Origin of the sequence: Arthrobacter sp. 24S4-2, from assembly GCF_005280255.1 — a bacterium.
In the GTDB taxonomy this organism is placed as follows: domain Bacteria; phylum Actinomycetota; class Actinomycetes; order Actinomycetales; family Micrococcaceae; genus Arthrobacter.
Genome location: NZ_CP040018.1, coordinates 1 through 14465 on the forward strand (window position 1 = coordinate 1; position 14465 = coordinate 14465).

The 14465-nt window shown below is 63.4% G+C and carries 11 protein-coding genes and 2 tRNA genes; 12 read left to right on the forward strand and 1 reads right to left on the reverse strand.

Annotation, left to right across the window (positions count from 1 at the left end; all coding sequences use genetic code 11):
• The 12 genes from dnaA to FCN77_RS00060 all read left to right on the forward strand — a co-directional run bounded on the left by dnaA (nucleotide 1) and on the right by FCN77_RS00060 (nucleotide 13486).
• Complete coding sequence (gene dnaA, locus FCN77_RS00005; RefSeq protein WP_137320582.1) at nucleotides 1-1422, forward strand: chromosomal replication initiator protein DnaA; 1422 nt, start codon at nucleotides 1-3, stop codon at nucleotides 1420-1422.
• 525 nt (nucleotides 1423-1947) lie between these two features.
• Nucleotides 1948-3072: a DNA polymerase III subunit beta gene (gene dnaN, locus FCN77_RS00010; RefSeq protein WP_137320583.1), complete on the forward strand. Its 1125-nt coding sequence runs from the start codon at nucleotides 1948-1950 to the stop codon at nucleotides 3070-3072.
• A gap of 106 nt (nucleotides 3073-3178) precedes the next feature.
• A complete protein-coding gene (gnd, locus tag FCN77_RS00015; RefSeq protein ID WP_254678765.1) occupies nucleotides 3179-4063 on the forward strand; it encodes a phosphogluconate dehydrogenase (NAD(+)-dependent, decarboxylating) in 885 nt (294 codons plus the stop codon).
• Nucleotides 4064-4099: 36 nt separating this feature from the next.
• Nucleotides 4100-5305: a DNA replication/repair protein RecF gene (recF, locus tag FCN77_RS00020; RefSeq protein ID WP_137320584.1), complete on the forward strand. Its 1206-nt coding sequence runs from the start codon at nucleotides 4100-4102 to the stop codon at nucleotides 5303-5305.
• The gene (locus FCN77_RS00025; RefSeq protein ID WP_137320585.1) at nucleotides 5302-5859 is read left to right on the forward strand and encodes a DUF721 domain-containing protein; all 558 of its coding nucleotides are present in this window, start codon (nucleotides 5302-5304) and stop codon (nucleotides 5857-5859) included. The genes recF and FCN77_RS00025 overlap by 4 nt, the downstream gene beginning before the upstream one ends.
• A gap of 412 nt (nucleotides 5860-6271) precedes the next feature.
• Entirely contained in the window at nucleotides 6272-8362 is a 2091-nt protein-coding gene (gene gyrB, locus FCN77_RS00030; RefSeq protein WP_137320586.1) for a DNA topoisomerase (ATP-hydrolyzing) subunit B, read from the forward strand.
• 63 nt (nucleotides 8363-8425) lie between these two features.
• The gene (gyrA, locus tag FCN77_RS00035) at nucleotides 8426-11134 is read left to right on the forward strand and encodes a DNA gyrase subunit A (protein ID WP_137320587.1); all 2709 of its coding nucleotides are present in this window, start codon (nucleotides 8426-8428) and stop codon (nucleotides 11132-11134) included.
• The gene (locus tag FCN77_RS00040; RefSeq protein WP_137320588.1) at nucleotides 11131-11766 is read left to right on the forward strand and encodes a DUF3566 domain-containing protein; all 636 of its coding nucleotides are present in this window, start codon (nucleotides 11131-11133) and stop codon (nucleotides 11764-11766) included. The genes gyrA and FCN77_RS00040 overlap by 4 nt, the downstream gene beginning before the upstream one ends.
• Before the next feature lie 98 nt (nucleotides 11767-11864).
• Nucleotides 11865-11938 (forward strand) — tRNA-Ile (locus tag FCN77_RS00045).
• Nucleotides 11939-11996: 58 nt separating this feature from the next.
• Complete coding sequence (locus FCN77_RS26165) at nucleotides 11997-12113, forward strand: DLW-39 family protein (RefSeq protein ID WP_217496202.1); 117 nt, start codon at nucleotides 11997-11999, stop codon at nucleotides 12111-12113.
• Between the two features lie 72 nt (nucleotides 12114-12185).
• Nucleotides 12186-12261: transfer RNA gene (locus FCN77_RS00050), tRNA-Ala, on the forward strand.
• 310 nt (nucleotides 12262-12571) lie between these two features.
• Complete coding sequence (locus tag FCN77_RS00060) at nucleotides 12572-13486, forward strand: DMT family transporter (RefSeq protein WP_137320589.1); 915 nt, start codon at nucleotides 12572-12574, stop codon at nucleotides 13484-13486.
• Between the two features lie 45 nt (nucleotides 13487-13531).
• Here FCN77_RS00060 and FCN77_RS00065 read toward each other — a convergent pair whose 3' ends face one another.
• Complete coding sequence (locus tag FCN77_RS00065) at nucleotides 13532-14407, reverse strand: glycosyltransferase family 2 protein (protein ID WP_137320590.1); 876 nt, start codon at nucleotides 14405-14407, stop codon at nucleotides 13532-13534.
• Nucleotides 14408-14465 lie beyond the last annotated feature (58 nt).

A 14465-nucleotide genomic window follows, 5' to 3' on the forward strand; every position in this document is an offset into this window, starting at 1 on the left:
ATGACAGTAGACGAAGCCAACCACGCGAATACTGTCGGAAGTTCCTGGCGGCGGGTTGTGAGCCTCCTGGAGCAGGACCACCGGGTTTCACCCCGGCAGCGCGGCTTCGTAATCCTCGCCCAGGCGCAGGGACTGATCGGATCCACCCTCTTGGTGGCCGTGCCCAACGAACTCACCCGCGAAGTCCTGCAGACCCAGGTCAAGGAAGCCCTCGATGACGCCCTGCACAGCGTCTTCTCCGACGACATCCGCTGCGCCATCGACGTCGACACCGATCTGGTGCCCCTCCACACGGAGCCGGAACCCGCCGTCGAACTTTCCCTCGCCACCGATCCCACGGTGGAACAGAAGCCGCAGCCTATGCTGCCTAGCACTTCCCACGAATTTGGCCGACTAAACCCGAAGTACGTCTTCGACACGTTCGTGATCGGTTCCTCGAACCGGTTCGCGCACGCGGCTGCCGTCGCCGTTGCCGAGGCACCGGCCAAGGCCTACAACCCGCTGTTCATCTATGGCGATTCCGGCCTGGGCAAGACGCACCTGCTGCACGCGATCGGACACTACGCCCGGCGCCTCTACAGCGGAATCCGGGTCCGCTACGTGAACTCCGAAGAATTCACCAACGACTTCATCAACTCCATCCGGGACGACGAGGGCACGAGCTTCAAGACCACCTACCGGAACGTCGATGTGCTGCTGATCGATGACATCCAGTTCCTGGCCGGTAAGGACCGGACGCTGGAGGAGTTCTTCCACACCTTCAACGCGCTGCACAACAACAACAAACAGGTGGTCATCACGTCCGACCAGCCGCCCAAGCTGTTGGCCGGGTTCGAGGACAGGATGAAGTCGCGCTTCGAATGGGGCCTGCTGACTGACATCCAGCCACCGGAACTGGAAACCCGGATCGCGATCCTCCGGAAGAAGGCCCTCAGCGAAGGCCTGTCGGCACCGGACGACGCCCTGGAGTACATCGCGTCCAAGATCTCCAGCAACATCCGCGAACTCGAGGGCGCCCTCATCCGGGTCACTGCCTTCGCCAGCCTGAACCGCCAGCCGGTGGATGTGGCCCTGGCCGAAATGGTGCTCAAGGACCTCATCACGGACGACGGCGCCCAGGAAATCACCTCCGCGCAGATCCTGACCCAGACGGCCGACTACTTCAAGCTCAGCATGGAAGAGCTCTGCAGCAAGTCGAGGACCCGCACGCTGGTGACCGCGCGCCAGATCGCCATGTACCTCTGCCGCGAGCTGACCGATATGTCACTTCCCAAGATCGGGCAGGAGCTCGGCGGCCGGGACCACACCACGGTGATCCACGCGGACCGCAAGATCCGCGAACTGATGGCCGAGCGCCGTGTGATCTACAACCAGGTTACGGAGCTGACCAACCGCATCAAGCAGCAGCAGCGGGACTCCTGAGCCGCCACTCCCTACCTTATTAACAGGCGCATGTGGATAAGCCTGTGGACAGTTAAGGGGACAACCGCGCTTAATGGGCTTAAAACCCTTAAGCCATCTGTGGATCAGCGAAACGGCAAAAAAAGTTGTCCCCATCCACACCCTGTTTAAAACCTGCTTCGCCCACAACGGATGAACAGGGCTTAACCGCGGAATCGTGCCGTGAAACACGGTTATCCACAGTTTCCACAGCAGTTATTAACACTACTAATCCCAAAAAATTGAAATTCCCTCAAATAACAATCTCGTTCCCCACCCCGCACAGCCTCGTGACCTCGGCCCGGAAGGGCCAGCGTCCTTCCCGGGGATGGGGAAATCCTCAATGTTCCGGCTAAGCTGTCAGCAGCGCTCCCATCCTTGGGTCTGTTTGTGGTTCAGCAAGCGCGGACCATGCAGGTTCCGGTGTCCGGGAGCAAGGTTTTTTGAACTCCCCGAGGGAGTTCCCGTTGAGAAAATGGCAGCAGCAATGAAAGGCGGCACCCTTCCGTGAAGTTCAGAGTCGAACGGGACGTCCTGGCAGAAGCCGTCACATGGACCGCCCGGTCGTTGTCTCCGCGGCCGCCGGTTCCGGTGCTTTCCGGGCTCCTCCTCAAGGCCGAGTCCGGCACCGTGAGCCTCTCGAGTTTTGACTACGAAACGTCAGCCAGGCTCGAAATCCCGGCTGACATCAGCGTTGAAGGAACCATCCTGGTGTCCGGCCGCCTCCTGGCGGACATCTGCCGCAGCCTGCCCTCAGCTCCCGTTGAAGTCGAAACCGACGGCAACAAAGTCACGCTTACCTGCCGCCGCAGCAGTTTCCACCTCGCCACCATGCCGGAGGCCGAATACCCCCCGCTGCCCGCACTACCCACCATCAGCGGCACGGTTCCGGGCGACTCGTTCGCCCAGGCCGTCTCCCAGGTGATCATTGCCGCCAGCAAGGACGACACCCTGCCCATCCTCACCGGTGTCCGCATGGAAATCGAGGACGACCTCATCACCCTGCTGGCAACGGACCGCTACCGCCTTGCGATGCGCGAAGTGCCCTGGAAGCCAGTCACTCCGGGAATCTCCACAAGCGCCCTGGTCAAGGCCAAAACCCTCAACGAAGTTGCCAAAACGCTCGGCAACAGCGGTGACATCAACCTTGCCCTGGCAGACGACGACAGCCGGCTGATCGGATTTGAGAGCGGCGGACGCACCACAACCTCGCTCCTGGTAGACGGCGACTACCCCAAGATCCGTTCACTGTTCCCGGATGCCACCCCGATTCACGCCACGGTCCAGACCCAGGAATTGGTCGAGGCTGTCCGGCGCGTGTCCCTCGTTGCTGAGCGCAACACCCCCGTGCGGCTTGCGTTTACCGAGGGTCAACTCCATCTCGACGCCGGCACCGGCGAGGACGCCCAGGCCTCCGAAGAACTTGAAGCGCAGCTGACCGGAGACGAGATCACCGTTGCCTTCAACCCGCACTACCTTGTCGAAGGCCTGAGCGTCATCGAAACGAAGTACGTGCGGTTCTCCTTCACCACCGCTCCCAAGCCCGCCATGATCACCGCCCAGGTCGACGCCGACGGCGAAGACCAGGATGACTACCGGTACCTGGTCATGCCGGTGCGCCTGCCCAACTAGGTAGCAGCTGATGTCGTTTTGGGCACCCAAAACGACATCTATTGCGACCCAGTTGGGCACCAATCGCAGCCCCGTCACCACACCAGCGCAGAAAAGAGTTCCTACCGTGCATATCGGACTGATCGGCCTTGGAAAAATGGGTTCCAACATGCGCGAAAGACTGCGCAAGGGTGGAATCGAAGTCACGGGCTTTGACCGAAATCCGGACGTCACCGACGTCGCCACGGTTGACGACCTCATCGCGGCCGTTCCCGCCCCGCGCGTCATCTGGGTCATGGTCCCGGCCGGCGACATCACCGATGCCGTGATCACCGAACTAGGATCCAAGCTCGACGCCGGCGACCTCGTGATCGACGGCGGCAACTCCCGCTTCACGGAGGACCAGAAGCACGGCGCCGCGCTGGCCGAAAAAGGCATCCGCTTCGCCGACTGCGGTGTATCCGGCGGTGTCTGGGGACTGCAGAACGGCTACGGCCTGATGGCCGGCGGCGATGCCGCCGACATCGAACGTGCCATGCCGGCATTCGATGCGCTCCGTCCCGAAGGCGACCGGGCTGACAGCTTTGTCCATGTCGGCGGAATCGGCGCGGGGCACTACGCCAAGATGGTGCACAACGGCATCGAGTACGGGCTGATGCAGGCCTACGCCGAGGGCTATGAACTCCTCGCGGCCAAGGACATCGTCACGGACCTTCCCGGGACATTCCGTGCATGGCAGAAGGGCACAGTCGTGCGCTCCTGGCTGCTGGACCTCATGGTCAAGGCCCTGGACGAGGATCCGGGCCTGGCCTCGATCGACGACTACGTGGAAGATTCCGGCGAAGGCCGTTGGACCGTTGAAGAAGCGATCGCCAACGCGGTTCCGGCCCCGGCCATCACGGCAGCCTTGTTTGCGCGGTTCTCGTCCCGCGAGGACAACTCGCCGGCCATGAAGATGGTGTCCGCCCTGCGGAATCAGTTCGGCGGCCATGCCACCCGTCCGGCCAAGTAGCGGCAATCCGAGCAGTCCGGGAATCCTGAAGACGGCGTGTACCTAGAAAAGCTCTCACTGACCGATTTTCGCAGTTATGCCCAGGTGGACCTCACGCTCGAACCCGGCGTGACGGTGCTGGTGGGATACAACGGCATCGGTAAGACCAACCTCATGGAGGCCATCGGTTACCTGGCCACGCTCAGCTCGCACAGGGTGAGCACGGATGCCCCGCTCCTGCGGTTCGGGACCGAGCGTGCCCTGATCCGGGCCAAGCTGGTCCGTGGTGAGCAGTCAACGGTGCTGGAGCTGGAAATTAACGCCACCCGGGCCAACCGCGGGCGGATAAACCGCAGCAACCCTGTACGGGCACGGGACATCCTTGGAATTTGCCAGACGGTGCTCTTTGCGCCGGAGGATCTTGCCTTGGTGAAGGGCGATCCTTCCAACCGCCGGCGCTTCCTCGACGAGCTGCTGGTCAGCCTCATGCCCCGCCATTCGGCCACCCGCAGTGATTACGACCGCGTCCTGAAGCAGCGCAATGCCCTGCTGAAATCAGGCCGCGCCGGAAAGTTCACCTCCGGGCATGAGGCAACCCTGGACGTGTGGGACCAGCACATGGCCCGCGCCGGTGCCGAGCTGCTGCACGCCCGGCTTGAACTCGTGGAACGGCTGCGGCCGCACCTGAACAAGGCCTATGCGCAGCTGACCGACGGGTCGAAGGAAGCGGATGCCATCTACCGGTCCACCCTCCAGGACCTGCTGGACGACGACGGCGACGGCGCCGGTTACGCTGCCGGCCCCTCCGCCGTCGGACGCGGTGAGGACCTCCGCATGCTGTCCGTCGATGAGCTGACCGAACGCTATGTGCAGGCTTTCGCGGCGTCCCGCCGCAAGGAACTGGAGCGTGGCATATCGCTGGTCGGCCCGCACCGCGACGATGTGGAACTCATCCTCGGCGAGGCACCGGCGAAAGGGTATGCCTCCCACGGCGAAACGTGGTCCATGTGCCTTTCCCTGCGGCTTGCGTCCTACTACGTAATGCTCGACGACGCCCGCACCGGCGGGTCCGCCCCGATTCTGATCCTTGACGATGTGTTTGCCGAACTCGACGTCCAGCGTCGGCGTAAACTGGCGGCAATAGTATCCGGCGCCGAACAGGTGCTGGTGACCGCCGCCGTCGACGCCGATATTCCGGAGGAACTGACCGGGCGGCGGGTGAAGGTCATCCCGGGAGGAATCGATGAGTCGGAATCCCAATGAATAAGGACACCGGCGGTGGGCTGCAGCCTGGCCGCGATCCCGACGACATTGATGCTCCCCAGGCAGCCCTCAACCGGATGCGGGAAGCGGCGGCCGCCCGGGGTGAAATCCGCCGCAAGTACCCGCCGCCCGCAAGCGGAGCCAAGAAGCCCGGGCGCAGCGCCGGAACCCGCGGCTTCACCCAGTTCCACGGCACCGGCCGCGATCCGCTGGGCCTGGGCAAGGTAGTGGGACGGCTTGTCGCAGAACGCGGCTGGACCTCTCCGGTTGCCGTCGGTTCCGTGATGGCGGAGTGGAGTACCCTGGTGGGTCCGGAAATCTCGGCGCACTGCACTCCTGAAAGCTTCACGGACACCACCCTTCATGTACGGTGCGATTCCACGGCCTGGGCCACCCAGCTCCGGCTGCTCAGTTTCAGCCTCCTCGAAAAATTCCGGACCGAGCTGGGCGAGGGCGTAGTCACCAAGATCCAGGTGCTGGGCCCGGCGGCGCCTAGCTGGCGGAAGGGCGGACGGACCGTCAACGGCCGAGGTCCCCGCGACACGTACGGATAGCGGTTTGCGATGATGGCCGGCGCTATCCCGCCGTCCGGCTTCGCCTACTATTGAAAAATGGCCAAACGGCGTGTAGGACGCTCGAACGCCCCGGGACCGTATAGGAACCCGGAGACCGGACCGCTGGAGCCTTGCAGGTAGAGCCAATGGCCAGCCAGCGCCACTTTCGTCCGCGTTTGCGGGCCTGGAATGCGGGATTACGCTCTCCCACACGGTAGAATCGGGGTAGATAACTGGGCGCCGGTGAAACGTTGACTGAGTCCGTTTTTCGGCGCATTTCCTGCGGCCGGGGTACGGTTCCGCCAGTCACCGAAGTAGTCGGCGCGATCAGCGACGTGCCTGTTGGCGGGAGCCGCTTCCATCGGAGACGGTAACGGCCGGCCAAACGAATACAGAGGAGTCGAGAGCGCCTGTGGCTAACGACAATGCAGATGTCCTGGCAGTGCAACCCGCAGCTGGGGATGCCCGTGCAACTGATGCGCCGGCGGAGCCCGCCGAACGCAAGGGATACGGCGCCAGTGACATCACTGTCCTTGAAGGACTCGAGGCCGTCCGCAAACGGCCCGGCATGTACATCGGGTCCACCGGGCCCCGCGGGCTGCACCACCTCGTGTATGAAGTGGTGGACAACTCCGTCGATGAGGCCCTGGCCGGGTACTGCACCCACATCGAGATTGTTCTCCAGGCTGACGGCGGAGTCAAAGTGGTTGACGACGGCCGCGGCATCCCGGTAGACATGCACCCCACCGAGCACAAGCCCACGGTTGAGGTGGTAATGACCATCCTGCACGCCGGCGGCAAGTTCGGCGGCGGCGGTTATGCCGTTTCCGGCGGCCTCCACGGCGTGGGCATCTCCGTGGTCAACGCACTTTCCAGCAGGGTGGACACAGAAGTCCGGCGCCAGGGCCACGTCTGGCGGATGTCCTTCGCCGATGGCGGCAAGCCCCAAGGCGGCCTGGTCCAGGGTGATGAGACGGACCAGACCGGAACCACCCAAACGTTCTACCCGGACGCCAGCATCTTCGAATCCACTGAATTCGACTTCGAGACGCTCCGTGCGCGCTTCCAGCAGATGGCGTTCCTGAACAAGGGGCTGCGCATCACCCTCACCGACGAACGCCGCGTGGCCCAGGAAGACTCGGAAGACGAGGATCTGGACCTCGACGCCGTTCCCACCGAAGGCGAAGTCGCAGCGGAATACCGCACCGTGGTGTACCAGTACGACGACGGCCTGCTGGACTACGTGAAGCACCTGAACTCCGGCAAGAAGGTTGACGTGGTCCACGAGGACGTCATCGCCTTCGAAACCGAGGACACGGAACGGAAAATCGCCCTGGAAATGGCGATGCAGTGGACCAACGCGTATTCCGAAAGCGTCCACACCTATGCCAACACCATCAACACGCACGAGGGCGGCACCCACGAAGAGGGCTTCCGCGCCGCCATGACTTCGCTCATCAACCGCTATGCGCGCGAAAAGAACATCATCAAGGAAAAAGACGACAACCTCACCGGTGATGACATCCGCGAGGGCCTCACCGCCGTCATTTCCGTGAAGCTGGCCGAACCGCAGTTCGAAGGCCAGACCAAAACCAAACTCGGCAACTCCGAGGTCAAGGGCTTCGTCCAGCGCGTGGTCACGGATGGCCTGGGTGACTGGCTTGAACGCAACCCCGGCCCGGCACGCGATGTTATCCGCAAGGCCATTTCTGCGGCCCAGGCCAGGATGGCGGCCCGCAAGGCCCGCGACAACGCCCGGCGCAAGAGCCCGCTGGAGTCCTTCGGCATGCCGGGCAAGCTGTCTGACTGCTCCTCGAAGGATCCCGCCAAGTGTGAGGTCTACATTGTGGAGGGTGACTCCGCCGGCGGTTCGGCCAAGCGCGGCCGCAACCCGGAAACGCAGGCCATTTTGCCGCTTCGCGGCAAGATCCTGAACGTGGAGCGGGCGCGGCTGGACAAGGCCCTCGGCAACAACGAGGTCCAGTCCATGATCACCGCTTTCGGCACGGGCATCGGCGAGGACTTCGACCTCAGCAAGCTCCGCTACCACAAGATCGTCCTGATGGCCGATGCTGACGTTGACGGCCAGCACATCACCACACTCCTGATGACGCTCCTGTTCCGTTACATGCGCCCGCTGATTGAAAACGGCTACGTATACCTTGCCCAGCCGCCGCTGTACCGGATCAAGTGGTCCAATGCTCCGCACGACTACGTCTACAGCGACCGCGAACGCGACGCCAGGCTCGTGGCGGGCCAGGCCGCAGGGCGCCGCATCCCCAAGGACAACGGCATTCAGCGCTACAAGGGTCTCGGCGAGATGGACTACACGGAACTGTGGGACACCACCATGGATCCGGACCACCGGACCCTCCTCCAGGTCACCATGGATGATGCCCTCGCGGCGGACCAGATCTTCACCGTGCTGATGGGCGAGGACGTTGAATCCCGCCGTAATTTCATTCAGCAGAACGCCAAGGATGTCAGGTTCCTGGATATCTAGAGGGCCATTGGCCAGCCCGAATATTCTTGATTCGACATATACCTGAAACGGAAAATATAGACTATGAGTGACGAAACACCCGAGGTTCCCGGCGAGCCCGCCGGTCCCGCCGAGCCCGTCCTTGAGGGCGACGTACTGGTCGATCGCGTGGAGCAGGTGGACCTGCAGACGGAAATGCAGCGCTCCTACCTGGACTACGCCATGGCCGTTATCGTCGGCCGTGCGCTGCCGGACGTCCGTGATGGCCTCAAGCCCGTCCACCGCCGCGTGCTCTACGCGATGTTCGACGGCGGCTACCGCCCGGACCGCTCGTTCAACAAGTGCGCCCGCGTGGTGGGCGAGGTCATGGGCCAGTACCACCCGCACGGCGACACGGCCATCTACGATGCCCTGGTCCGACTGATCCAGGACTGGACCATGCGCTACCCGCTGGCGCTGGGACAGGGAAACTTCGGTTCTCCCGGTAACGACGGCGCCGCCGCGCCGCGTTACACCGAAACGAAGATGGCGCCGCTTGCCATGGAAATGGTCCGCGACATCGACGAGGAGACCGTCGACTTCCAGGACAACTACGACGGCAAGAACCAGGAACCCACCATCCTGCCGGCGCGCTTCCCCAACCTGCTGGTCAACGGCTCCTCGGGCATCGCCGTCGGCATGGCAACCAACATTCCGCCGCACAACCTCCGCGAGGTAGCCGACGGCGTGCAGTGGTACCTGGCCAACCCGACAGCCAGCCGGGAAGAGCTGCTCGAAGAACTGTTGCTCCGCATTAAGGGCCCGGACTTCCCGACCGGCGCGACCATTCTGGGACACAAGGGCATCGAAGACGCCTACCGCACCGGGCGCGGTTCCATCACCATGCGCGCGGTGGTCAACGTGGAGGAACTCCAGGGCCGCACCTGCCTGGTGGTTACCGAGCTTCCGTACCAGGCCAACCCGGACAACCTGGCCATCAAGATTGCCGAACTCGTCAAGGACGGGAAGATCTCGGGCATCGCCGACCTGCGTGATGAGACATCCGGCCGCACCGGCCAGCGCCTGGTCATTGTGCTCAAGCGCGACGCCGTGGCCAAGGTGGTGCTTAACAACCTCTACAAGCACACCCAGCTGCAGGACAACTTCGCGGCCAACATGCTGGCGATCGTTGACGGTGTCCCGAGGACCCTCAGCCTGGATGCCTTCATCCGGCACTGGGTCACCCACCAGATGGACGTCATTGCACGCCGGACCCGCTACCGCCTGCGCAAGGCGGAAGAGGAAGCACACATCCTGCGCGCCCTCCTCAAGGCTTTGGACATGCTGGACGAGGTTATTGCCCTCATCCGCGCCTCCAACACCACCGAAGCGGCGCGCGACGGCCTGATGCAGCTGCTGGATATCGATGAACTTCAGGCGCGTGCCATCCTGGACATGCAGCTTCGCCGGCTCGCCGCCCTGGAACGCCAGAAGATCCAGGACCGGCACGCGGAACTGGAAGCCCTGATTGCCGAGTACAACTCGATCCTGGCCTCGGAAGAGCGCCAGCGCGAGATTATCAGCACTGAACTTTCCGAAATCGTCGCCAAGCACGGCGATGACCGCCGCACGAAGATCCTGATGGGCTTCGACGGTGACATGTCCATGGAAGATCTCATTCCTGAAGAGGAAATGGTGGTCACCATCACCCGCGGCGGCTACGTCAAGCGCACGCGGAGCGACAACTACCGCTCCCAGCAGCGCGGTGGCAAGGGCATCAAGGGTGCCCAGCTGCGCGGGGACGACGTCGTGGAGCATTTCTTCGTCACCACAACGCATCATTGGCTGCTGTTCTTCACCAACCTGGGCCGCGTCTACCGTGCCAAGGCCTACGAACTCGTGGAAGCGGGGCGTGACGCCAAGGGCCAGCACGTCGCCAACCTGCTGGCATTCCAGCCGGACGAGCACATCGCCCAGGTACTGGACCTCCGCGACTACCAGCACGCCCCGTACCTGGTGCTGGCCACCAAGCGCGGCCTGGTCAAGAAAACCCGCCTGGAGGACTACGACACCAACCGTTCGGCCGGCGTTATTGCCATCAACCTGCGCGACGGCGATGAACTGGTCTCCGCCCAGCTCGTTTCGGAGACCGACGACCTCATGCTGGTGTCGCGGATGGGCCAGTCCATCCGTTTCACGGCCACCGACGACGCATTGCGCCCGATGGGCCGCGCGACGTCCGGTGTGACGGGCATGAAGTTCCGCGAGGATGATGAACTGCTCGCTGCGGATGTGGTCAAGGATGGCTCGTTCGTCTTCATTGTCACCGAAGGCGGGTACGCCAAGCGCACGGCAGTGGAGGAATACCGCCTCCAGGGCCGCGGCGGACTCGGAATCAAAGTGGGCAAGTACCAGGAAGAGCGGGGCCACCTGGTGGGCGCCCTGATCGTCCAGGAAGAGGACGAAGTCCTGGTGGTCATGGAAGGCGGCAAGGTGGTCCGGTCCTCGGTGGCCGGTGTGCCGGCCAAGGGCCGCGACACCATGGGTGTCATCTTCGCCAAGCCCGACAAGAACGACCGCATCATCGAGGTCGCACGGAACAGCGAACGTGGCTTGGAAGGCGAGGAGGCCGAAGCCTCCGACCCGGAAAACCCGAGCGAAAGCCCGGCTACGGCCGCGGATGACGTAACGTTGGCTGAAGGTGCCGGATCACATAGCGGGTCCGCAGAGGCAGATTCAGCACCGGCCGTGGAGTCCGACGAGTCATTGGACGACCCTGAGCTGGACGAAGAAAATACCGGAGGTAACGAGTGAGTAATTCCGACTCATATCCCAAGCCGAACAGCAACACTCCCGGCGGGATCAGGCAGCCGGCGTCCGCTCCGCGCGTGAACGCCCCCGTACGTCCCCAGCAGAGGCCGTCTACGCCGAGTGCGCCGGGCCAGCGCCCCGTGGTCCCCGGTCAGCGTCCGGCACAGGGCCAGCGCCCTGCCCAGCCGCCCCAGGGCCAGCGTCCCGGCGTTCCCGGGCAGCGCCCGGGCCAGGCCGCCGCGGGACTGGTCAAGCCTGCACCCAAGGCCAAGGTCCGGCGGGCGCGGCTCCTGGTCAGCAAGGTGGACCCCTGGTCCGTGCTGAAGATGGCGTTCCTGCTGTCCGTGGCCCTTGGCATTGTCACCGTGGTGGCGGCCATCGTGCTGTGGACCGTCCTGGACCTCACGGGCATCTTTGACCAGGTGGACAGCCTGCTCGGAACCCTGGCCGGCTCCGAGGGCGGCGGATTCGAACTGAAGAAGGTCGCGTCCCTGGGCCAGGTGGCCTCCTTTGCAGTCATCATCGCGGTGGTCAACGTTGTGCTGCTGACGGCACTGTCCATGCTGTCGGCTGTGCTGTACAACATTTCCGCCACCCTCGTCGGGGGCATCGGCGTGACCCTGACGGACGACTAGGACAAAGAATTTTGCCGGAAATCCACCCGCAAAATGCCTCGATTTGAGATCGGGCCGGGATGTGCTGTAAAGTCATGTCTCGGCCCGATGAGGCATCGGGGCGTATAGCTCAGGCGGTTAGAGCGCTTCGCTGATAACGAAGAGGTCCCAGGTTCAAGTCCTGGTACGCCCACGGAACCTGCACAGGTTTTGGAAATGGCCCGGGTAATCCGGACCGGAACGGGGTGCATGTGAAGAAGTTGCTGTTTGTGGCAATGGCAATCGCAGGCGCTCTGCTCTACAAGAAGGTGCAGGAGTCCGAAGCCCGGAAAGCGGTCTGGAGCGAATCGACTGACACGGTCGAATAGTCCGGATTCCCGGTCTGGACGCTGGTAAGACGCGTTCCGGAACTAGGGTATGATTGACGGGTTGCTTCTTATGGGGGCATGGCGCAATTGGTAGCGCACCTGCTTTGCAAGCAGGGGGTTCGGGGTTCGAGTCCCCGTGCCTCCACCATAAGAAAGGCCCCGGAATGCGGAAACGCAGTCCGGGGCCTTTGCTTTGCACTCATTCCTTACGCTTGGCGTAGTCGTCCATGCCCTGCCAGTCGATTAAGACGCAGGGCTCATCGCCCAACACCCAGGCGTCGTGCCCTGGCGGAATGATGCCGAAGCCGCCGGGACCGTCCACTTCTTCGCCGTCGCATGAGACCGAAGCTTAAGACTGGCACTGCGTATTCCAGCGTCAAGGACACTGTGCCGGCGGCCTGCCCATGGTCCGGGAGAAATGGCGCTGCGATTCCGCGAGCAGCATTACTGTTGGGTCAGTGAACTTCTTCCTCGCCACCCTGGGCGTGCTGGGCGTGGCCTCGTCCGGGCCCCTCATCGCCGCCACCCTGGGTGCCACCACTGTCAGTGCCCTCGCCATCGCCTTCTGGCGCAATGCGATCGGGGCGGCCGTCATGGCCACTCCGGTGGTGGTGAGGGATCCCCGGCAGTTCAGCAGGCTCACTGCGAGGGACTTCCGGTGGTCGCTGCTGGCGGCCGTTGCCCTGGCCTTTCACTTCGCCTGCTTCATCACCTCCCTCCAGCTCACCTCGGTAGCGGCAGCCACTGCGCTCGTGTGCCTTCAGTCAGGCTGGATCGCGGTTTTCCAGCTGTTCCGCGGAGTGCGCCACCGCTGGCAGGTGCTGGTGGGCCTGGGCATGGCCTTCGGCGGCGTGGTGGCCATCACCGGGTTCGACATGGGCACCTCACCGGATGCGCTGCCGGGTGACCTGCTGGCCGTGGCAGGAGGCGCCCTCGCCGGCCTCTATACGCTGGCAGGCGGCAAAGCCAGGGAAACCATGGGCACGGGCACCTACACGACGCTCTGCTACGGCATGTGCGCCGCGGTGGTGGCGGTACTGGCGCTGGGCTCCAACCAGCCGCTGGCGGGCTTCGAGGCTGCGGGCTGGCTGGGGATCCTTGCAATCACTGTTTGTGCCCAGTTGGTGGGACACACAGCCTTCAATCACCTGCTGGCCACCATGAGCCCGCTGCTGGTGTCCATGATCATCCTCCTGGAGATCCCGGGCGCTGCGCTGCTGGCCGCGCTGTTCCTGGGCGAGACCCTTCCCGCCGGCACGTATGCCGGACTCGGGCTGATACTCGTGGGACTCGCCGTCGTGGTGGCGGGCCAGCGGCGCCAAAAGCCCGGATACCCGGGAACGACAAAGCTGGCGGAGCTGGGAACGGACTGACGCCCGGCGGGAAAGTGCCGACGGTACAGGCACGCCAGGCAGCAGTTACTGGCCGCCCCGGCGGGCAGGCTGGGCCGAGTTTACGGTGTGGATGGCTCGCAGCAGCTTGGCCGGGAAATACACGGAGAAGAACACCACCATAGGCGCCTTGAGGGCCATCTTCTTGACGTTGTGAGCCTTGTAGGTGCGGTCAAACCTGGTGACGTAGTACCGGTAGTCGCGGGGCGAGTCCTCAAGCCGGCGGGCCGACATCCCCGACACCATCTGCGGCCAGTACTGCACGCGGAGGTCATGGTCAGCCAGATGCAGGGACAAATCGATGTCCTCATGCATTTCGTCCTTCTCATCCCGGCAGGTCTCGTCCCGGATGGTTTCCCAGGCGGAGCGGCGCAGCGCCATATTGGAGCCGAAAAGGAAATGGTACTGGTGTTTGGCCAGCTTGAGCATCAGCTGACGCATCTTGTCGTCCGCCTTGAGCCCGAAGCGGCGCATCGGCATGTCGTAATACACCACCGGGCCTGTTGCTGCCTGGACGGAGGGGTCAAAGAAGGCCTTCTGGACCTGTTCCACCCAGTCAGGTTCCACCACTGAGTCGGCATCGATTCTGCCGAGAACTTCGCCCGTGGCGTGGTTAAGGCCGAAATTACGCGTTGGGATGAGGCCCTGGTCGCGGTCCTGGCTGAGCAGGATGATTGGGCTCTCCGGGTATTCAAGCTGCATCTGCCGCACGATCTCGGCCGTACGGTCTATGGACATGTTGTCCACAACGATGATCTCCGCGGCCGGCACCGACTGGTAAACAGCCGCGATGAGGCACTGCCTGATGACGCTTTCTTCGTTGTATGCCGGGATGACGATGGATACGCCCGGCATTAGCGCAGCGTTGTGCGAGGCATTCTCGGGGGATCTATCGGGTGACATCACCTCAAATTTAGCACCGATATGCACCGCGACCCGGGACGGTGGGTGAAGGTCCGGA

Coding starts and splice junctions, on each gene's coding strand:
- FCN77_RS00065 (WP_137320590.1), bottom strand. CDS start 14,407: ATGTCACCCGATAGATCCCCCGAGAATGCCTCGCACAACGCTGCGCTA.
- gyrA (WP_137320587.1), top strand. CDS start 8,426: ATGAGTGACGAAACACCCGAGGTTCCCGGCGAGCCCGCCGGTCCCGCC.
- dnaA (WP_137320582.1), top strand. CDS start 1: ATGACAGTAGACGAAGCCAACCACGCGAATACTGTCGGAAGTTCCTGG.
- FCN77_RS00025 (WP_137320585.1), top strand. CDS start 5,302: ATGAATAAGGACACCGGCGGTGGGCTGCAGCCTGGCCGCGATCCCGAC.